Origin of the sequence: Flavobacterium sp. SLB02 (genome assembly GCF_009664855.1) — a bacterium.
In the GTDB taxonomy this organism is placed as follows: domain Bacteria; phylum Bacteroidota; class Bacteroidia; order Flavobacteriales; family Flavobacteriaceae; genus Flavobacterium.
Genome location: NZ_CP045928.1, coordinates 5,198,134 through 5,218,188, shown reverse-complemented (window position 1 = coordinate 5,218,188; position 20,055 = coordinate 5,198,134). Strand labels below are relative to the sequence as shown.

Annotated in this window: 20 protein-coding genes; 19 read left to right on the top strand and 1 reads right to left on the bottom strand. The window is 32.7% G+C overall.

Annotated elements, in window-relative coordinates:
- Positions 1-14 precede the first annotated feature (14 nt).
- From GIY83_RS19640 to GIY83_RS19550, 19 genes are all read left to right on the top strand, one after another.
- A complete protein-coding gene (locus tag GIY83_RS19640) occupies positions 15-1,475 on the top strand; it encodes a DUF5687 family protein (RefSeq protein ID WP_208683017.1) in 1,461 nt (486 codons plus the stop codon).
- A gap of 113 nt (positions 1,476-1,588) precedes the next feature.
- Positions 1,589-2,284 carry an ABC transporter ATP-binding protein gene (locus tag GIY83_RS19635; RefSeq protein WP_194615033.1) on the top strand — a complete coding sequence of 232 codons (696 nt, stop codon included), beginning with the start codon at positions 1,589-1,591 and terminating at the stop codon, positions 2,282-2,284.
- Positions 2,285-2,373: 89 nt separating this feature from the next.
- Positions 2,374-4,986, top strand: a complete 2,613-nt coding sequence (locus GIY83_RS19630; protein WP_208683015.1) for a tetratricopeptide repeat protein — start codon at positions 2,374-2,376, stop codon at positions 4,984-4,986.
- A gap of 11 nt (positions 4,987-4,997) precedes the next feature.
- Positions 4,998-5,411 (top strand): polymer-forming cytoskeletal protein, encoded by a 414-nt coding sequence (locus GIY83_RS19625; RefSeq protein WP_194615035.1) that lies wholly within the window; start codon positions 4,998-5,000, stop codon positions 5,409-5,411.
- The gene (locus GIY83_RS19620; protein WP_194615036.1) at positions 5,377-5,604 is read left to right on the top strand and encodes an AtpZ/AtpI family protein; all 228 of its coding nucleotides are present in this window, start codon (positions 5,377-5,379) and stop codon (positions 5,602-5,604) included. Before GIY83_RS19625 ends, GIY83_RS19620 begins: the two co-directional genes overlap by 35 nt.
- Before the next feature lie 58 nt (positions 5,605-5,662).
- On the top strand, positions 5,663-6,055 hold the full coding sequence (locus GIY83_RS19615; RefSeq protein WP_194615037.1) for a hypothetical protein: 393 nt from the start codon (positions 5,663-5,665) through the stop codon (positions 6,053-6,055).
- 118 nt (positions 6,056-6,173) lie between these two features.
- Positions 6,174-7,349, top strand: coding sequence for a F0F1 ATP synthase subunit A (gene atpB / locus GIY83_RS19610; RefSeq protein WP_194615038.1), 1,176 nt, complete (start codon positions 6,174-6,176; stop codon positions 7,347-7,349).
- 33 nt (positions 7,350-7,382) lie between these two features.
- A complete protein-coding gene (gene atpE / locus GIY83_RS19605) occupies positions 7,383-7,580 on the top strand; it encodes an ATP synthase F0 subunit C (protein ID WP_008465835.1) in 198 nt (65 codons plus the stop codon).
- Positions 7,581-7,669: 89 nt separating this feature from the next.
- Entirely contained in the window at positions 7,670-8,170 is a 501-nt protein-coding gene (locus GIY83_RS19600) for a F0F1 ATP synthase subunit B (protein WP_078006590.1), read from the top strand.
- A gap of 4 nt (positions 8,171-8,174) precedes the next feature.
- Entirely contained in the window at positions 8,175-8,708 is a 534-nt protein-coding gene (gene atpH / locus GIY83_RS19595) for an ATP synthase F1 subunit delta (RefSeq protein ID WP_194615039.1), read from the top strand.
- A gap of 38 nt (positions 8,709-8,746) precedes the next feature.
- The gene (gene atpA, locus GIY83_RS19590; RefSeq protein WP_053472983.1) at positions 8,747-10,324 is read left to right on the top strand and encodes a F0F1 ATP synthase subunit alpha; all 1,578 of its coding nucleotides are present in this window, start codon (positions 8,747-8,749) and stop codon (positions 10,322-10,324) included.
- 89 nt (positions 10,325-10,413) lie between these two features.
- The gene (atpG, locus tag GIY83_RS19585; RefSeq protein WP_078006589.1) at positions 10,414-11,274 is read left to right on the top strand and encodes an ATP synthase F1 subunit gamma; all 861 of its coding nucleotides are present in this window, start codon (positions 10,414-10,416) and stop codon (positions 11,272-11,274) included.
- 670 nt (positions 11,275-11,944) lie between these two features.
- Positions 11,945-12,391, top strand: a complete 447-nt coding sequence (locus GIY83_RS19580) for a GNAT family N-acetyltransferase (RefSeq protein WP_208683013.1) — start codon at positions 11,945-11,947, stop codon at positions 12,389-12,391.
- A gap of 93 nt (positions 12,392-12,484) precedes the next feature.
- Entirely contained in the window at positions 12,485-13,945 is a 1,461-nt protein-coding gene (locus tag GIY83_RS19575) for a lipopolysaccharide biosynthesis protein (protein ID WP_194615041.1), read from the top strand.
- Between the two features lie 49 nt (positions 13,946-13,994).
- Entirely contained in the window at positions 13,995-14,429 is a 435-nt protein-coding gene (gene dut / locus GIY83_RS19570; RefSeq protein WP_208683011.1) for a dUTP diphosphatase, read from the top strand.
- A gap of 276 nt (positions 14,430-14,705) precedes the next feature.
- Positions 14,706-15,722 carry a sugar phosphate nucleotidyltransferase gene (locus GIY83_RS19565; RefSeq protein ID WP_194615043.1) on the top strand — a complete coding sequence of 339 codons (1,017 nt, stop codon included), beginning with the start codon at positions 14,706-14,708 and terminating at the stop codon, positions 15,720-15,722.
- 168 nt (positions 15,723-15,890) lie between these two features.
- Positions 15,891-17,243, top strand: a complete 1,353-nt coding sequence (locus tag GIY83_RS19560) for a lipopolysaccharide assembly protein LapB (protein ID WP_208683005.1) — start codon at positions 15,891-15,893, stop codon at positions 17,241-17,243.
- 14 nt (positions 17,244-17,257) lie between these two features.
- Positions 17,258-18,040, top strand: a complete 783-nt coding sequence (locus GIY83_RS19555) for a DUF4292 domain-containing protein (protein WP_208683004.1) — start codon at positions 17,258-17,260, stop codon at positions 18,038-18,040.
- Between the two features lie 23 nt (positions 18,041-18,063).
- A complete protein-coding gene (locus GIY83_RS19550) occupies positions 18,064-19,347 on the top strand; it encodes a murein hydrolase activator EnvC (protein WP_208683003.1) in 1,284 nt (427 codons plus the stop codon).
- Positions 19,348-19,396: 49 nt separating this feature from the next.
- On the opposite strand, the gene GIY83_RS19545 is transcribed toward GIY83_RS19550, so the two are convergent.
- Positions 19,397-19,816 (bottom strand): CBS domain-containing protein, encoded by a 420-nt coding sequence (locus tag GIY83_RS19545; protein ID WP_208683002.1) that lies wholly within the window; start codon positions 19,814-19,816, stop codon positions 19,397-19,399.
- Positions 19,817-20,055: the final 239 nt, after the last annotated feature.

The following is a 20,055-nucleotide window of genomic DNA, read 5'->3' as shown; positions in this document are numbered from 1 at the left end:
AAAACCAAATAACCATGATTAAAAAGTTTATTTATCTCGAATGGAAGGCCTTTACCAGATCTGCATCCTTTGGTACTAATGTGGCAATGAAAATTTTAATGGGTTTTTTGATGGTCTATTTCTCGGTACTTTTTATCGGGATGGGCGTTGGAGCATTTTATGTATTACGAAAAATGAATCTCGAACCCTTATCGACTATCAATCAATTTCTAATTTATTATTTTTTGTTTGATCTTGTAGTACGCTTGTTAATGCAGGCAATTCCGGTAATGAATATCAAACCATTATTGGTTTTACCTTTCAAAAAACCAACCATTGTTCATTTCTCATTAGGCAAAACAGCTTTGTCTTTTTTTAACTGGGTTCATGCCCTTTTCTTCATTCCCTTTTCGATTGTGCTAGCCATGGAAGGTTATGATATTACAGGAATTATTTTTTGGCTTTTAGCGGCATTTTCCTTAGTATATATCAACAATTTTCTGAATATTATTTTAAGTAATATCGATAAATTATTTGTTGTTTTTATAGCAATAATTATGGCTTTGGCAGCTGCGCAATATTATAAAATATTTGATATTACGACATTTACAACACCTGTTTTTCAGGGATTTTATGCCACAAAAGGACTCTTTATAATTCCACTTTTGCTATTAGCCGGATTGTATGCATTTACCTTTAAGTATTTCAAAAACAATCTGTTTTTGGATGCCGGACTTTCTAAAAAAGAAGATATCGCTAGAACCGAAAACCTTTCATGGCTGAATCAGTTTGGAACTTTAGGAACCTTTCTAAAAAATGATATCAAACTGATTAAGAGAAACAAAAGGTCAAAAACTACCATATTTATGAGTATCTTCTTTTTGTTCTACGGTTTTATATTTTTCGGAAACACGCATCAGCCAGAGGTCATGCATATTTTTGCCGGAATCTTTGTTTCGGGAGGATTTTTATTCGTCTTTGGTCAGTTTGTGCCAAGTTGGGATAGTTCGTATTATCAATTAATGATGACACAAAACATTCCGTATCGTGGTTATATTACTTCAAAATGGTGGCTGATTGTTATTGGTACCATTATTTCAACCATAATTGCCTCCTTTTATCTTTTCTTCGGATGGGAAATTTATCTAACTATCGTTATTGGAGCCATTTATAACATTGGGGTAAACTCTCACTTAGTACTTCTGGGCGGAGCATTTACAAAAACGCCTATCGATTTAAGTTCGGCCGGCGGTGCTTTTGGAGACAAAAAAGCCTTTAATGTTAGTGCCATGTTATTGACTTTGCCAAAATTATTATTGCCATTAGGACTCTATGCAATTGGTCTTTATTTAGGAAACAAAACCATCGGATTAGCATTAGTTGCTGGTGCCGGAGTTTTAGGTTTTATCTTAAAAGACAAGGTATTTTCATTAATCGAAAAAAGATATAAAATCGAAAAATACAGTACGATAAGTGCTTATAAACAAAAGAACTAATTAGAAAATAGGTCAATTTGATAATGAAATAATTTATCAAATAAAATCGGAATATTAAAAAACATGCTGGAGATTTTTAAATCTAAATCAGCAATATAAAATCTAACATCATCATGATACAAGTAAATCAACTTTCAAAAAAATATAACGGAACAACAGTTTTAAACATTAACAACCTTGAGATTCCAAAAGGACAGAGCTTTGGTTTAGTGGGTAATAACGGAGCGGGAAAAACGACTTTCTTTAGTTTATTATTAGACCTTATTCAGCCTTCGACAGGTAATATTACAAGTAATTCTATTCAGGTAAATGCCAGCGAAAACTGGAAATCTTTTACCGGATCTTTTCTTGATGAAAGTTTCCTGATTGGATATTTAACACCAGAAGAATACTTCTATTTTATTGGAGATTTACGCCATCAAAATAAAGCCGATATAGATGCTTTATTGAAGCAGCATGAAGAATTTTTTAATGGAGAAATCCTGAATAACAAAAAATATTTAAGAGATTTATCAAAAGGAAATCAGAAAAAAGTGGGGATAATTGCCACACTTATAGGAAATCCTGAAGTGGTAATCCTGGACGAACCTTTTGCAAATTTAGATCCAACAACTGTAAGCCGATTAAAAAAAATAATAAAAGATTTAGCCGATAATCCAAATGTTACAGTACTGGTTTCCAGTCATGATTTGCTGCATACAGTAGAGGTTTGCGACAGAATTGTGGCACTTAACAAAGGTGAAGTGGTGAAAGATATTCAAACTTCAAAAGAAACCTTACAAGAACTGGAATCGTTTTTTGCGGTTTAAATATTCTATATTTCAAAAAGAAGCGTATTTTTACAAGTCAATATACTAAAAGTACATTTTAGAAGTTAATTGATTTAAACTCTTTTCTATTGAAAAAGAATACTCTTAAATATAGTTTTTTTCTGGTCTTTTTGTTTCTTTTGATAGCCTGTTCTACCAAGAAAAACACTTTTTTGTCTAGAAATTCACATGCCTTAAGTACAAAATATAATATTTTGTACAACGGCGGTATTGGCCTGGATAAAGGATTAAAGTCCATACAGGCCAATAATCAGGATAATTTCTGGAAGACTTTGCCTATCGAAAAAATGCAGGTTGATGAAAATTTTTCTGAAGAAGAAAAAGCTAAAAATCCTGATTTTGAAAAGGCAGAAACCAAAGCAACAAAAGCCATCCAGAAACACTCCATGAATATTGGAGGAAGAGAGCGAAATTCACAAATCGATGAAGCTTATTTAATGCTTGGAAAAGCGCGATATTATGATCAGCGCTTTATTCCGGCTCTTGAAGCATTCAATTATATTTTATATAAATATCCTAATAGCAGTAATATTTATACAGCAAAAATCTGGCGCGAAAAAACAAATATGCGTTTAGGAAATGACGCTATTGTTTTAAAGAACATTAAACTCTTATTAAAAAATACAGATTTAGATAAACAGACTTTTTCAGACGCAAATGCTTTATTAGCGGAAGCTTTTTTAAATTTAGAACAAAAAGACAGTGCTGTTGCGAAATTGAGAATTGCCGAAGAATTTACAAAAGTAAACGAAGAGAGAGCGCGTTACCGTTTTATTTTGGGCCAGATGTATCAGGAAGCCGGAAAAAAAGACAGCGCAAATTATTTTTATGATGGGGTAATCGATATGAATCGAAAAGCCGATCGTAAATATATGATGCATGCTTATGCAAAAAAAGCCGAAATGTTTGATTACGATAAGGATAATAAGCAATTGTTTCTAAAAGCATTTAATGATCTGGTTACAGACCGTGAAAACCGACCTTATTATGATATCCTTTTTTATCAAATGGGTGTTTTTTATGATAACTATAAGGTACAGGATAGTGCGCTTATATTCTATAATAAATCTTTGTTCAGGAAATCTAAAGATCCGTATTTAGTAGCTTCGACTTATCGCAATATTGGGAACATGTATTTTAAAAATACAGATTATACAATGGCTGCCAAATACTATGACAGTACATTGGTAAAACTGGACCCTAAAACAAGGGAATATGCGTTTATCCAAAAAAACAGAAAAAATCTGGATAACGTAATTAAGTATGAAGGAATTGCAAAACGAAACGACAGTATAATTAAGGTATATGGTTTACCGGCACCCGACAGAAAATTATACTTTGAAAATTACATTGCAGAGCTTAAAAAGAAAGACGAAGCAAAACGTATTTTAGAAGAAAGAGAAAAGGAACGATTAGCCAATATAGATCGTAATACAAATTTGGGTAATGAGCCAACTGCTGTAAATCCAAATTCTTTAGGAAAACCACCTTCTGATCCTGAAGGTATTCTGCCACCGTCTGGAAACAATTCTGCCAGTACTTTTTATTTTTATAACCCAACAACAGTTGCTTACGGAAAACTGCAATTCAAGAAATTGTGGGGTAATAGAACTTTGGGCGGAAATTGGAGATTGGCTGCAGTAAAATCTGCAAATAATGCTGCGATGAACGATTCATTAAGTATTGCTCAGGAAGCGGCAGATAAACTAAAAGATTCTATTGTTGTCGAAAAATATACAACTGCTTTTTATGAAAAACAGCTTCCAAAAACACAATCTGCCATAGATAGTATTGGAGTAGAACGTAATTTCGCATATTATCAATTAGGACTTATTTATAAAGAGAAATTCAAGGAATATAATTTGGCAAGTGCTAAATTAGAACAGCTATTAAAAAATAATCCGGAGGAAAAATTGATTTTGCCATCGATGTATAATTTGTACAAAATATACCAGATTACAAATCCGGCAAAAGCTGAAGCTATAAAAATGGATATCAGTTCTAAATATCCAAATTCGAGATACGCACAAATTTTAAATAATACCAACTCAGAAGATTTGGCATCTGCAGATAAAGAGTATCAAAAATGGTACAAACTATTTCAGGAAGAACAGTTTGACACCGTTTTAGATAATATTGATAATCTGATCAATCAATATTCTGGTGACGAAATTGTTTCTAAATATGAATTACTTAAAGCAAACACTTTAGGAAAGGTAAATGGTCTTGCAGCGTATAAAAATGGTTTAGAGAATGTTGCGGATAATTATCCAAATAGCGACGAAGGTAAAAATGCAAGAGAAATTCTGGAAAAGCAAATTCCAGGTTTAGAAAAACTAGATTTTACATCAGTTGATAGCAAAAACTGGAAAATTTTATATTTAGTTCCTAATAACGATTCTAAAACCCGTAAAAAAATCGAAGAAGCGATTAAAGTATTTTTGTTAGTTGAAAATTATGAAAGATTAACCACATCTTTCGACAGATACAACAGAACAGAAAGTTTTATAGTTGTTCATGGTTTAAAATCAGAGGCTTATGCCAAGGATATTTCCGGAGTTTTTAGAGATGATAAAAAGTATCAAATATCAAATCAGCCAATTATCATCTCAAGTGATAATTATAAATTGATCCAGATTAAGAAAAATCTCGAAGCCTACTTAGCCCCCAAAACCCCATAATCCCCATAATCATGTTTGATAAAGTTAAAAAAAACGGAACAGAACTCTTAGGTAAAACAAACAGAATTGTAGAAGGCACCTCTATAATAGGTGATATTGTTTCTAAAGCCGATTTTAGATTAGACGGCGAATTGATAGGAAACTTTACTTCGCAAGGAAAATTAGTGATAGGCGCCTCAGGCGTTGTAAGAGGAGAAATTGTTTGTAATAATGCTGATATCGAAGGAGAATTTCAGGGAAAAATCAAAGTTTTAGAAGTACTTAATATAAAGGCATCTGCACAAATTCATGGCGAAGTTGCTGTAGGAAAACTGTCTATCGAACCAGGAGCCGATTTTACAGCGACTTGTACGATGTTAACAAATAATCCAAAAGAAGTAACGCTAAAAGATGGAAAAGGAACCGAACAAAAACAGAAGGAATAAATGGATGCCGCTTATTAATATTCCTGTTCAAATGGGAATTATTATTTTCGTGTTCTCTTATTTCGGTACATGGTTAGATGAAAATCATCCAAGCCCAAAGGTGTATTATAATACAATCTTTGTAATGCTGGGTGTTGGACTTGCCTTGTATAATGTTATTCGTCAGGTAAATGACATTAACAAAACAAAGTGATTTTTGTCATTGAAAGCATTTGATAAAAAGTGCATCTTTGCATAAAATTATTTTTCCAATGCTTTCAAAAAATTACAAATCCATTTTACATTTATTCTTTTTTGCTTTGGCAGCTTATGTTTTGCATAAAGCAGCTTTTTTAGTTTTAGATTTAAACAGTCAAACCTTTTATTATAGTATAGAATTTTTGTATTTGATTTTTTTCGGATTATCAGCATTATTATACCTTATATTATTAATAGTAAAAAAGAAAAATTTTGAGATTGTCGGAATGGCTTTTCTGTTCGGAACTTTTACTCAAATGTTAATAGGATATTTAATTTTAAGACCGATTTTGGAAAACCATAGTGCAGAGGTTATGGTTGAAAAGATCAATTTTTTTATAACATTTATTTTGTTTTTGTTATTTGAGACGCTTTTAACTGCCCGATTATTAAATGAAAAGCGTTAAAATAGGGATTCTGTAAAAAAGGGTTCAAAAATAATTTTTCATATCCTTTTGAATATTAATAAAAAATGTACCTTTGCACCAAATTTTAGAAACGTAAAAAATAAGATTTTTAACAGATATGGTGATTTCAAACAAACCGCTCAAATTTATTCTTGCAGCTTTAGTAGCTTGTTCTCCTGTAATGAGTTTTGCAAATTCAGAGAATGACTCAACGCATGTACAGACTGAAACTGCTCATGAAGAGAAAGTAATTTCACATAACGCTCCTGTAGAAGGCGAGCATGAAGCTCTGGATCCAAAAGCAAAAGTAGACGCTTTTATTGATCATCACTTACAGGATTCTCATGATTTTGTTTTCTTTTCAGATGAAAAAGAAAATAAACATTATGGTTTCCCATTACCCGTTATCCTTATTGATGGAGGTTTGAAAATTTTCTCATCTTCAAAATTACACCATGGTGCAGAAGTTGCAGAAGTTGATGGTAACTTCTATAAATTAGTTCACGGTAAAATTTACAAAACAGATGCTGCCGGTACCATTACTTTTAATGAGCACGGACATCCTGAAAACGAAAAGCCATTAGATTTTTCTATTACAAAAAATGTAGTGTCAATGCTTTTTGTTGCAGTACTATTATTCATAATGTTTACTGGTTTAGCAAAATCATATAAAAAAGGACCAATCCCAACTGGATTTGGTAGAGTATTAGAACCGCTTATCATTTTCATCAGAGATGAAATCGCTGTTCCAAATATTGGTGAGAAAAAATACAGAAAATATATGGGTTACCTATTAACCGTATTTTTCTTTGTGTGGTTGTTAAACTTATTAGGTATGACTCCACTAGGAATAAACGTTACAGGAAATATTGCCATCACAGTTTGTTTGGCTGCGTTTACTTTCTTGATTACTCAGTTTAGTGCAAACAAAGATTATTGGGGACACATTTTCTGGATGCCTGGAGTTCCAGTTCCAATGAAAATTATTTTAGCTCCAATCGAAATCTTAGGAACATTAACAAAACCATTTGCATTATTAATTCGTTTGTATGCAAACATTACTGCAGGTCACGTAGTAATTATGAGTTTGATCGCAATGATCTTTGTAGGTAAAAATTTAGCTGCAGATTTGCCAATCTCTTTAGGATTAACATTATTTATTTCGGTTATCGAAGTTTTAGTTGCATTTTTACAGGCGTTCATTTTCACAATGTTATCTTCATTGTTTATTGGTATGGCTGTTCAGGATCACGATCACGATCATGGTCACGAAGAAGAAAATGTAATCATTTAATTTAGAAGTTTAATTTTATATATATAAATAGTTATGGGAACAATTCCAACTTTAGTAGGTGCTGGATTAGTAGTAATCGGAGCAGGTTTAGGTTTAGGTAAAATCGGTGGATCTGCTATGGACGCTATTGCTCGTCAGCCAGAAGCTGCTGGTAAAATTCAAACTGCGATGATTATTATCGCGGCTTTATTAGAAGGTTTAGCATTTGCTGCTTTAATCTTAGGAAAATAATAAAGAAAGAAATAACAACATCTTTAACGGTTGGTTAAAGGTGTTGTTACTTTTAAAAAAAGAAATTAAATATTTAATATAGTTATAAAATGGATAAGTTAATTAACGATTTTTCATTCGGTTTATTCTTTTGGCAAGCTTTAATCTTGTTGGTTTTAATTTTGCTTTTAGTAAAATTTGCCTGGAAACCAATTATGGAATCTATTACCGCAAGAGAAGAAGGTATTAAAAATGCATTACTTTCTGCTGAAAATGCAAAAAGAGAAATGGAAAACTTGCAAGCTGACAATCAAAGAATTTTGAATGAAGCTCGTGCAGAACGTGACGCGATGCTAAAAGAAGCTCGTGAGATGAAAGAGAAAATGATTGCTGATTCTAAAAACGAAGCACAAGAAGCTGGTCAAAAAATGATCGCTCAGGCGAAAGCGGCTATCGAAAGTGAAAAAAATGCTGCTATGGCTGAATTGAAATTACAAGTTTCGACTTTATCATTAAGCATTGCTGAAAAATTGTTGAAAGAAGAACTATCTAACAAAGAATCTCAAACTAAATTAGTAGAGAAAATGTTAGGTGACGTAAAGTTAAACTAAGATTATGGCAAGTACAAGAGCAGCAATTCGTTATGCAAAAGCAATTCTAGACTTAGCAAACTCTAAAGGTGTTGCCGAAGCTGTCAATAACGATATGAAGTCGATTGCAACAGCAATTGATACAAATGTAGAATTGAGTACATTTATTCAAAACCCAACTACAAAAGTTGAAGTTAAGGAAAGTGCTCTTATCGAAGTTTTTGCAGATGTAAATGGAGTAACCAAAGGTTTGTTTCATTTATTATTTGAAAACAAAAGATTTGAAATTCTTGAAGCAATTGCTTTAGAATATAAAAAATTATTTGATGAAGGAAATGGAGTTGAAGTAGCAAAAGTTACCACAGCAGTTCCTATGGATGCAGCTTTAGAAGCTAAAGTTTTGGCAAAAGTAGCTACATTATCAGATAAAAAGGTAACAATAGAAAATATCGTAGATCCATCCATCATTGGAGGATTTATTTTAAGAATAGGTGATCAACAATACAATGCATCTGTTGCAAACAGACTGCAGGTATTAAAAAGAGAGTTAAGTAATTAGTTTTATTACACATAAAAGTGTCTAAATTATAAATTAAGATGGCGGAAATCAAACCTGCTGAAATTTCAGCAATATTAAGAAAGCAAGTAGAAGGTTTTGAATCTGGTGCTACGCTAGAAGAAGTAGGAACAGTACTTCAAGTTGGAGACGGTATTGCTCGTATTTACGGGCTATCGAATGTACAATATGGTGAGTTAGTTGAATTTGACAACGGACTTGAAGCTATTGTATTGAACCTTGAAGAAGACAATGTTGGTGTGGTACTTTTAGGACCATCAACTGGAATCAAAGAAGGATCAACAGCAAAAAGAACACAACGTATTGCATCTCTTAAAGTAGGTGAGCAAATGGTAGGACGTGTAGTAAACACTCTTGGTTTTCCAATTGATGGAAAAGGACCAATTGGTGGAGACTTATACGAAATGCCTTTAGAAAGAAAAGCACCTGGTGTTATCTTCCGTCAGCCAGTAACTGAGCCATTACAAACAGGAGTAAAAGCAGTAGATGCTATGATCCCGGTTGGTCGTGGACAACGTGAGCTTGTAATTGGTGACCGTCAAACAGGTAAATCAACTGTTTGTATCGATACGATCTTAAATCAAAAAGAATTTTACGATGCAGGAAAACCTGTATTCTGTATATATGTTGCAATTGGGCAAAAAGCTTCAACTGTAGCAGGAATCGCTAAAATGTTAGAAGAAAAAGGTGCAATGGCTTATACAGTTATTGTTGCAGCTAATGCTTCTGATCCGGCTCCAATGCAAGTTTATGCTCCTTTCGCAGGTGCTGCAATTGGAGAGTACTTTAGAGATTCAGGTCGTCCTGCACTTATTGTGTATGATGATTTATCTAAACAAGCTGTTGCTTATCGTGAGGTTTCTCTTTTATTAAGAAGACCACCGGGACGTGAGGCATATCCTGGAGACGTTTTCTACTTACACTCTCGTTTATTAGAGCGTGCTTGTAAAGTAATTGCTGATGACGGAATTGCTAAAAACATGAACGATTTACCAGATTCTATCAAGTCTATCGTAAAAGGTGGTGGTTCATTAACTGCATTGCCAATTATCGAAACTCAGGCTGGTGACGTTTCTGCATATATCCCAACAAACGTAATTTCGATTACAGATGGTCAGATTTTCCTTGATGGAGATTTGTTCAACTCTGGAGTTCGTCCTGCGATTAACGTAGGTATCTCTGTATCTCGTGTTGGAGGTAATGCTCAGATTAAATCAATGAAAAAAGTTTCAGGAACTTTAAAATTAGACCAGGCTCAATTCCGTGAATTAGAAGCTTTCGCTAAATTTGGTTCTGACTTGGATTCAGTTACTTTAAACGTAATTGAAAAAGGTAAAAGAAACGTTGAGATCTTGAAACAAGGTTTAAATGATCCTTATACTGTAGAAAATCAAGTAGCTATTATTTACGCTGGTTCTAAAAACTTATTAAGAAACGTTCCTGTAAATAAAGTAAAAGAGTTTGAAGCTGATTTCTTAGCTTACTTAAACAGTAAACATAAAGATACGCTTAACGCTTTGAAAGCTGGTAAATTAGATGACAACATTACTGATGTTATCGAAAAAGCAGCAAAAGAAATTTCAGCAAAATATAACTAATAAGATAATTGGTTGATTAGATAATTAGAAAGGGTTTAACGCTCTTCTAATTATCTAATTTTCAAATTGTCACATTTTCTAATTAATAGATGGCAAATTTAAAGGAAATCCGTAATAGAATTACTTCCGTTTCATCGACGATGCAAATTACATCGGCAATGAAAATGGTTTCTGCTGCAAAGCTTAAGAAAGCACAAGATGCAATCACTGCAATGCGCCCTTATGCCGAGAAATTAACGGAGTTGTTGCAAAACCTTTCTGCTACACTGGACGGTGAAGTTGGAGGAGATTATACAACACAACGTGAAGTAAAAAAAGTATTGCTTGTAGCTATAACTTCAAACAGAGGTTTATGTGGTGCATTCAATTCAAATATTATAAAAGAGGTTAAAAATCGTTCTGCTTTTTATGCCGGAAAACAAGTTGATGTTTTTCCTATTGGTAAAAAAGGAAATGATGTATTAAGTAAATCTCATAAAGTTCACGGTCACCATAATGCAATTTTCGATCATTTAACTTTTGAAAATGTTGCCGGAATTGCTGATAACTTAACTCAGAAATTTTTATCTGGAGAATACGACAGAATCGAATTGATTTACAATCAGTTTAAAAATGCTGCTACACAAATCGTTCAAACAGAACAATTTTTACCGTTAGCGCCAATTAAATCTGATGTACCGGTTTCTACAGGAGATTATATTTTTGAACCTTCAAAAGAAGAAATTGTGTTGACATTGATTCCTAAATCATTAAAAACACAATTATACAAAGGTATTCGTGATTCATTTGCTTCAGAACACGGAGCGCGTATGACAGCAATGCACAAAGCAACTGACAACGCAACTGAATTAAGAAACCAATTGAAATTGACTTACAATAAAGCACGTCAGGCATCTATTACCAATGAGATCCTTGAGATCGTTGGTGGAGCAGAAGCTTTGAACGGATAATTTGTTCAGGACATACAAAAAAAGACCCGACAAGTAATTGTCGGGTCTTTTTCTTTATATAGTAGTTTTAGTTTTTCTAATTTTTAAACTTATAAAATGGTGATTCTCAATTCAATCAAAAACCGAGAATCAATTACCATTTTATAAAATTATTGACAGATTTATCACCTCTGTAGTGCTTTGTCTTTCATGGGAACAAACTAGCTTTATCAGTCCCAATGCTCTGTTTTTTTGAGGGTTACATATCAGCAGAATCACTCCCTTTGCTTTGTCTTTTATGGGAACAAACTAGCTTTATTAGTCCCAATGCTCTGTTTTTTTTGAGGGTTACATATCAGCAGAATCAATCCCTTTGTGCTTTGTCTTTTATGGGAACAAACTAGCTTTATTAGTCCCAATGCTCTGTTTTTTTGAGGGTTACATTTCAGCAGAATCACTCCCTTTTGCTTTGTCTTTTGTGGGAACAAACTAGCTTTATTACTCCCAATGCTTTGCTTTTTTTTAAAGGGTTGTATTTTAGCTTTGCTCATTCCCTTTGATACAAAGTTAGTATAGAAGTACTTGTAAAAATTTATATAATTTTTGGGCTTTATTATAAATTTCACACACGAGGTTAAAATAGAATTGTAATTGAAAAAATTGAGTATTTTTGATATCTATTTTTATTACAATGAAATTACAAGTAAAAGAGCTTACTACCATAGAAGCAATGGTTGACCAAATAGCAACTATTCGATTTCTTTATCCTAATTTATCGATTGAAAAATATCAGGCTTACCTTTCTGAAATGGTGCCTCATAGTTATATTCAGATCGCGGTTTTTGAGGGAGATAACTGTCTTGGAATTACAGGTTGTTGGTCGGCTACTAAATTGTGGACGGGTAAATATCTCGAGATAGATAATTTTGTTGTAAATCCTGATCATCGTTCTAAAGGAATAGGAAAATTATTAACAGATTATATCGAAAAAAAGGCTTTAGAGCTGGATTGTAGTTCTATAGTTTTAGACGCTTTTACCGGAAATTTCGCCGCTCACCGCTTTTACTACAACCAAGGTTATGGACCAAAAGGTTTTCATTTCGTTAAAATATTAGACGAAAAAAAACTAACACAATAAAATTACACACCAATTTTTTTATTGAACCTACAAAATCAGTAATAAACAAAAGAATTGGTTATTTTTGTTTTACAAACTTTATTATAAATTATTTTGGGATTATATAAAAATCTGTTCAAACAAACTGCTATTTACGGACTAGCAACGGTCTTACCAAGAATGCTAAGTTTTTTATTGGTAAGATTGTACACTGGTATTTTACCAACTGCAGAATATGGCGAGGTTTCGATCGTTTTGTCATGGATGGTGTTCTTTAATGTGGTTCTTTCGTACGGAATGGAAACCGCATTTTTTAGATTCTATAGTGCCGAGGATGATAAGAAAAATGTAATCGCAACATCGACAATATCAATATTTTGGTCCTCGATTATTTTCTTATTTGCCGCTTTAATTTTTAGAAATACCTTGGCAAGTCTTGCCGAAGTTGATGTACAATATATTACATATACCGTTTGGATTTTAGTTTTAGATGCTTTGGTTTTAATACCATTTTCTAAACTTAGAGCCAATCAGAGACCAATGGTTTATGCAGCAATTAAAATAGGAAACGTAGTAATCAATTTATTACTGAATATATTCTTTTTAATGTACTTGCCTAAGCTTGCTGCAGCAAATCCTAACTCAGTTTGGGATAATTTATATGTAGAGAATTTCCAGATTGCCTATATTTTCATTGCAAATCTACTGGCAAGTTTAGCTACATTTATTGTGCTTTCGCCAAATTATCTTTCATTGGGAAGAAAATTCGATCCAATCCTTTGGAAAAAAATGATGAAATACGGTTTACCAATTTTGGTTGCCGGACTGGCATTTGCTGTTAACGAACATTTCGATAAAATTCTATTAGGATATCTACTACCTGAAAATTTAGCAAAATCAGAAGTTGGAGCCTATTCAGCTTGTTACAAATTAGGTTTGTTTATGGTTTTGTTTGCAACGGCTTTTAGATTAGGTATTGAACCTTTCTTTTTTAGTCATTCAAAAAATGCCAATGCACCTCAAACTTACGCCGTAATTACAAAATATTTTGTTATTCTGGGTTCGTTAATTTTATTAGGAGTGATTGTTTTTGCCGATGTTTTAAAGTATCTTTTACTGGACAATAAATCATATTGGGAAGCAATGAAAGTGGTACCGCTAATTATTCTGGCAAACTTCTTTTTAGGAATTTACAACAACTTATCAGTCTGGTATAAACTGACCGATAAAACAAAAATAGGAGCATATATCTCGATTGTTGGGGCGATTGTAACATTGGTTTTAAATTATTTTTTAATTCCAAAATACAGTTACTACGGTTCAGCAATTGCAACGATTTCGGCTTACGGAAGTATGATGTTGATTTCTTATGTATTAGGAAACAAATATTATCCTATACCTTATGATATGAACAAAATTGGAGCTTACCTGGGAATTTCAATTGTATTTTCGGCTATTTCTTTTTACGGATTTAGAGAAAATTATTTCGTTGGAATTCCGTTATTATTAGGATTCATGTATTTTGTGTATCACAATGAAAAAGAAACCATCAAAGGAATTATGAGTAAAAAATAGAATTGAGTTTTAATAAACTCAATTTGATTTTAATGTTTTAAAATAAAAAATGAAAATACAAATTATCAATAAATCACAACACGCTTTACCAAACTACGAAACAATTGCTTCGGCAGGAATGGATTTACGTGCGAATTTAACAGACTCTATAACATTAAAACCTTTAGAAAGAACCATTGTAAAAACAGGACTTTTTATTGAATTACCAATAGGTTACGAAGCACAGGTTCGACCAAGAAGCGGATTAGCAGCCAAAAAAGGAGTTACAGTTTTAAATTCTCCGGGAACAGTCGATGCCGATTATAGAGGAGAAATAGGTGTAATTTTAGTAAATTTATCAAATGAAGAATTCATAATCGAAAACGGAGAACGAATTGCACAATTAATTATTGCCAAACACGAAAGAGCAGAATGGATTGAAGTTGCAGAACTTTCTGAAACATCAAGAGGCGAAGGCGGTTTTGGAAGTACTGGAGTTAAATAGTTTTCAGTCGCAGTCACAGTAATCAGTTTCTGTACTTTGCGGTTAAAATAGTTTTCAGTCGCAGTTATCAGTTTCAGTTCTTTGCGACCTTAAAAATGAAATGAATAAACCTAGCGAACTTTGCGTATCTCGATAGCTATCGGGATTGCGAACTTTGCGGTTAAATAGTTTTCTGTTGCAGTCAAGGTTATCAGTTTCTATACTTTGCAACAAAACAAAATAAATAACCAAACTAAGAGGATTTTTTAAATCTTCGAATAAAATAAAAAAGACAAAATGAAAATAATCGTTCCAATGGCAGGTCGAGGATCTAGACTTAGGCCACATACTTTAACAGTTCCAAAACCATTAATTCCTGTTGCAGGAAAATCTATCGTTCATCGTTTAGTCGAAGACATTGCTAAAATATTAAAAGAACCTATCGAAGAAGTTGCTTTTATTTTAGGAGATCCTGCTTTTTTTGGAGATGATCTTGTAGCAAGTTTAGAAGAATTGGCTGGAAGTTTAGGAGCAAAAGCTTCGATCTATCGTCAGGATTTACCATTAGGAACAGGTCATGCCATTATGTGTGCAAAAGAATCTTTGTCCGGTCCTGCAGTTATCGCTTACGCGGATACTTTGATTAGAGCAGATTTTGAATTAGATCCTGCTGCTGATGCTGTAATTTGGGTAAAACAAGTAGATCAGCCGGAAGCTTTTGGTGTTGTAAAACTGAATCAGAATAACGAAATTATAGAATTAGTTGAAAAACCAAAGGAATTCGTAAGCGACTTAGCCGTTATCGGAATCTATTATTTTAAAGAAGTTGGCGATTTGAAAAAAGAACTTCAGGGAGTTTTGGATAACAATATCCAGAATGGTGGAGAATACCAAATCAACGACGGGATTAAAGCCATGATGGCTAACGGTAAAGTTTTTAAAACCGGAAGCGTTGACGAATGGATGGATTGTGGAAATAAAGATGTTACGGTTGAAACTAATTCCAGAATGTTAGGATTCTTGCACAATGACGGAGAACATCTTGTAGATTATGATGTTAAGTTAGAAAACGCAACCATTATCCCTCCTTGTTATATTGGTGAAAATGTAGTGTTGAAAAATGCAACAGTAGGACCAAATGTTTCAATAGGAAAAGGATGTCACGTTATCGATAGTTCGATCAAAAATAGTTTGGTTCAAACTTATTCTCAAATAAAAAACGCTAACTTAGACAATGCTATGATAGGAAATCACGTTGTTTATGATGGTAAGTTTACAAGTATTAGCATTGGTGATTATTCGGTTTTAGAATAAATATAAGTTTAAAGAACACAAGTACAAAACCAACAAGAATTTCACAAACTAAATTAAGCTATTAAAGTTTGTGCAAATTAGTGAAATTCGTGCTGAAGATTAATTTATAGTATTTGTATTCGGTAGGCTCAAAAAGATTCATTTTTGTTTAAAAATTAAATTGTAAAGATGATACAAAAAGGAGTTATAGTTATTTTATTTTTCGTTTTGCTTGGCAATCCAATTTCGGTTATGGCACAAACAGAACCGGAAGATATTGCTATGGCAACAGATGAATATCAGGATGCTTTTTATGAATCATTAAAACAAAAAGGAATTGAAAATTATGATAAAGCAATAGCATCGCTGGATAAATGCGTTAAGCTAAAACCTAATGATGCAGTAGCATATTTTGAATTAGGAAAAAATTACCTGTCTTTAAAAGATTATAGAAACGCGCAGGATTCGTTTGAAAAAGCAACACAATTAGATCCAAAAAACAAATGGTACTGGTTAGGAATTTACGATGTAAGTTATGAAACTAAAAACTATCCTTTGGCAATTGAAACGATTCAGAAAATAATTGCTTTTGATGAAGAATATAAAGATGATTTGATTTCACTTTATATGATTACAAATCAGTTTGACAAAGCACTTGTAACGATCAATGAAATGAACGATAAATTCGGAAAATCAGAAGATCGCGACCGTTATAAAATGCAGATTTTATCTCAGGGAAAATATCAAAATGCCGAAATCACAAATCTGATTGATCAGATAAAAAAGAATCCAAAAGAAGAAGCGAATTATATCAACCTGATTTTTTTGTATTCAAAAGCAGAAGAAACAGACAAAGCTTTAGAAGTTGCGAAACAATTAGCAAAAGAAGTTCCAACATCAGAGTGGGCGCAAGTGAGCTTGTTTAAAGTTTATATAGACGGAAACCAGGCAGATAAAGCCATTAAGGCGATGAATGTAATTTTATCAAGTCCAAAAATTGATTCAAAAATTAAGCATCGTACTTTAAATGAATTTTTGATCTATGTGAATAAAAATCCACAATATGCTCCTGATTTAGAGAAAGCCATTGCTTATTTCGATAATGATAAAGAAATTGATGTTGCAAAAGAAGTAGGGAAATTTTATCATAGCAAAGGTCAGTTTGAGAATGCGATTAAGTATTATGAGAAAGATTTAAAATCAAAATCAGATACAGATCGTGAAACTAATTTGCTGTTGCTTGAAGCTTACACACAAGCAAAACAATTTGAACCAATGACAAAAAGAGCGATGAATATGATCGACGTATATCCTAGTCAGCCACAATTTTATTATTATGCCGGCTTAGGAAACAATCAGTTACAACAATTTAAAAACGCAAAAACCGTTTTAGAAATGGGACTCGATTATGTAGTTGATGATAAAACGCTCGAAGCAAATTTTAATATTCAGTTAGGAGAGGCATACAATGGTTTAGGAGATGCTAAGAAAAAAGAGGAATACTTTTTGAAGGCAAATGAATTATTAAAGAAAAAAAAGTAAAAGACTAAATTCAGATGAAAAAATATATAGCACTAGTATTAGTGACCGCTTTTATGGTTTCTTGTAAATCAAAGGCAGTTGCGGTACAAAATAATAACGGCAACACTGAAGTTATTAAAAAAGAAGATAAGAAAGCAGTTGAGAAACATTATGACAATAAGTTAGATTTTTCTACTTTATACATAAAAGCCAGCGCGAGATATGCTGACGAAAAACAAAGTCAAAATGTTACAGCCGATATTAGAATCGAAAAAGACAAACAGATCTTAGTAAGTGTTCGTTTTCTGGGAATTACAATGGCAAAAGCTTTAATAACGCCAACTACAGTAAGTTATTACGAAAAAATAAACAGTACCTATTACGAAGGTGATTTTACCAGTTTAAGTAAATGGTTAGGAACTGAATTAGATTACAGCAAAGTGCAGAATTTATTAGTTGGAGAAGCACTTGACGATTTAAGAAAAGGAAAATATACCCAGACCATTGTAGACAACCTTTTTAAGTTAGAAGATCTAAAAGAGGCTAACATAAAAAAATCTTTCTACCTGGATGCAGATAAATATTTATTGCAAAAAGAAGAGATTTCGCAGCCTACGGAAAACAGAATGTTACAAATTTCTTATGGTGACAGCAAAGTTTTTAATCAGGGAACACTTCCAACGAGTATTGAAATTAATGCAATTCAGCCAAAAGGGAAAACTAATATTAATTTGAATTACAATAATATTTCATTTAATGAAGAACTTTCTTTTCCATATAGCGTACCAAGTGGTTATAAAAAAGTTATAATTAAGTAAATTTGCAAAAAGAAAATATAAACATGCCAAAATTTCTCCTAAGCCTAATTTTTATATGTGCCACTACATTTATGTGGGCGCAAGATGATTCGCAACAAGAAAAACTTGAACAGCGTAAAGCTCAGATTCAACAGGAAATTAGAGACAATGAAAAAATGTTGCAGTCTGTAAAGAAAAAAGAAAAATCAGCAGTAAATGTTTTTTTGATTCAGGCGAATAAAATTAAGCTGAAAGAGAAACTGATAAATACTACAGCAAAACAAGAAAAACTTTTAAGTAACGATATGTATATTAACCAGGTTAAGGTTAATAAATTAAAAAAAGAACTTGAGGTATTAAAAGCAGATTATGCAAAAATGATTCTGAAATCATATAAAAGCAGATCTGAGCAAAGCCGGGCCATGTTTATTTTATCATCAGAAAGCTTTTTACAAGCTTATAAAAGAGCACAATATTTAAAACAATATACGAATTTCAGAAAGAATCAAGGTTTAGAAATTCAATCAAAAACCGCTCAATTAGTTGATTACAATGCTAAATTGGATGGACAAAGACAGGTTAAGAAAAAAATTATTGCAGAAAATAAAAAAGAGAAACAGAGCTTAGAAGTTGAAAAGCAGGAACAGCAAAAATTAGTTAACTCAATTAAAAAAGATAAGAGTAAAATTATTGCCGATACAAAAGCAAAACAACAGGAATCGAGAAAAATCGACGCTAAAATTAAGGAGCTTATCCGTGAACAAATTAGATTAGCAAATAAAAGAGCCGAAGAAGAAAGACGTAAAAGAATCGCAGAAGGTAAAGCCAGCGAAGCAGAGAAAGCAGAAGCGTCATCCCCTAAAAGTTATTCATCAGATAGAATTACATTAACACCGGAAGGGAAAATTTTAGCTGCCGATTTTAAAGCCAACAGAGGGAAACTGCCTTGGCCGGTAGAGAAAGGATTTATATCTCTTGGTTACGGAGATCAGCCGCATCCGCTATATCCAACACTTACGGTTCATAATTCCGGAGTAGAGATTACTACAGAACAAGGAGCAAGTGCACGTGCTGTATTTGAAGGAGTAGTATCAAAAGTTATAGCCTTGTCTCCTGTAAACAGAGCTGTTTTTATTCAGCATGGAGATTACTTTACAGTATATCAAAACCTAAGTTCGGTATCTGTTGAGCAAGGTGACAAAGTAAAAGTGAAACAAGTTCTTGGAAAAGTAAGAACAAGTGGAGACACTGGAAAAACAATTATTAAGTTTTTGATTATTCAAAATACATCAAATAACAATCCTGAGGGATGGTTGCAAAATAGATAATAAAAAAGGGAGCTAAATTAGCTCCCTTTTTTGTGGGTTGTTTTTTTGGTTAATCATATTGTTCTAAAAAGTACTTTAAAATATCGGTTGTAGTAACGATACCTTTTAGTTCTCCGTTATTCACTACCGGAAGAGCGTGAAATTCTTCGTTCACAAAAATTTGTGCCGAATCTTTTATAATAGTATCAGATGATATTGTTTTTGGTTTTGATGTCATGACCTGAGCAATGGTCAACATATCCAGAATGGCCTCATCAGCACCTTCCTGCGCTTCGAACAAAGCGCCCAAAGTTAATCTGTTAATATCAGTTCGGCTAATAATTCCAACGACATCTTTGCCCCTCACAATTGGGATGTGGCGAATGTTATGTTTTTTTAGCTTTTCAACTACTTTTCTAAGTCCGTCATTTTCGTTTACCGTTACGACGCATTTAGTCATGATATGACTAATTGGTTCTCTTTTTTTCATAATTGATATGTTTTAAGGTTATATCGAATATGTATCATTTTTCTTATAAATAACATGATTTTTATCAGCTATGAGATATCGTTTAGTTTAATTTTAAAGACCTCAGTTTTTATGTTTTTCTTGAAATTGACGATCGAAATTGTAACTTTATAAAGGATAAACCACATTAGAAGATAAAAATCATTCTATTGTTCATTTGAAATTGTATCGATTGAAATTTAAAATAGTATTTTTGCACT

Bases quoted from the DNA above. Each gene is read 5' to 3' on its own strand.
- GIY83_RS19640 (WP_208683017.1), top strand. From the start codon at position 15: ATGATTAAAAAGTTTATTTATCTCGAATGGAAGGCCTTTACCAGATCT.
- atpB (WP_194615038.1), top strand. From the start codon at position 6,174: ATGGTGATTTCAAACAAACCGCTCAAATTTATTCTTGCAGCTTTAGTA.
- GIY83_RS19565 (WP_194615043.1), top strand. From the start codon at position 14,706: ATGAAAATAATCGTTCCAATGGCAGGTCGAGGATCTAGACTTAGGCCA.
- atpE (WP_008465835.1), top strand. From the start codon at position 7,383: ATGGGAACAATTCCAACTTTAGTAGGTGCTGGATTAGTAGTAATCGGA.
- atpA (WP_053472983.1), top strand. From the start codon at position 8,747: ATGGCGGAAATCAAACCTGCTGAAATTTCAGCAATATTAAGAAAGCAA.
- GIY83_RS19545 (WP_208683002.1), bottom strand. From the start codon at position 19,816: ATGAAAAAAAGAGAACCAATTAGTCATATCATGACTAAATGCGTCGTA.
- GIY83_RS19560 (WP_208683005.1), top strand. From the start codon at position 15,891: ATGATACAAAAAGGAGTTATAGTTATTTTATTTTTCGTTTTGCTTGGC.
- GIY83_RS19600 (WP_078006590.1), top strand. From the start codon at position 7,670: ATGGATAAGTTAATTAACGATTTTTCATTCGGTTTATTCTTTTGGCAA.
- GIY83_RS19635 (WP_194615033.1), top strand. From the start codon at position 1,589: ATGATACAAGTAAATCAACTTTCAAAAAAATATAACGGAACAACAGTT.
- GIY83_RS19580 (WP_208683013.1), top strand. From the start codon at position 11,945: ATGAAATTACAAGTAAAAGAGCTTACTACCATAGAAGCAATGGTTGAC.
- GIY83_RS19555 (WP_208683004.1), top strand. From the start codon at position 17,258: ATGAAAAAATATATAGCACTAGTATTAGTGACCGCTTTTATGGTTTCT.
- dut (WP_208683011.1), top strand. From the start codon at position 13,995: ATGAAAATACAAATTATCAATAAATCACAACACGCTTTACCAAACTAC.
- GIY83_RS19550 (WP_208683003.1), top strand. From the start codon at position 18,064: ATGCCAAAATTTCTCCTAAGCCTAATTTTTATATGTGCCACTACATTT.
- GIY83_RS19625 (WP_194615035.1), top strand. From the start codon at position 4,998: ATGTTTGATAAAGTTAAAAAAAACGGAACAGAACTCTTAGGTAAAACA.
- atpG (WP_078006589.1), top strand. From the start codon at position 10,414: ATGGCAAATTTAAAGGAAATCCGTAATAGAATTACTTCCGTTTCATCG.
- GIY83_RS19620 (WP_194615036.1), top strand. From the start codon at position 5,377: ATGGAAAAGGAACCGAACAAAAACAGAAGGAATAAATGGATGCCGCTT.
- GIY83_RS19615 (WP_194615037.1), top strand. From the start codon at position 5,663: ATGCTTTCAAAAAATTACAAATCCATTTTACATTTATTCTTTTTTGCT.
- atpH (WP_194615039.1), top strand. From the start codon at position 8,175: ATGGCAAGTACAAGAGCAGCAATTCGTTATGCAAAAGCAATTCTAGAC.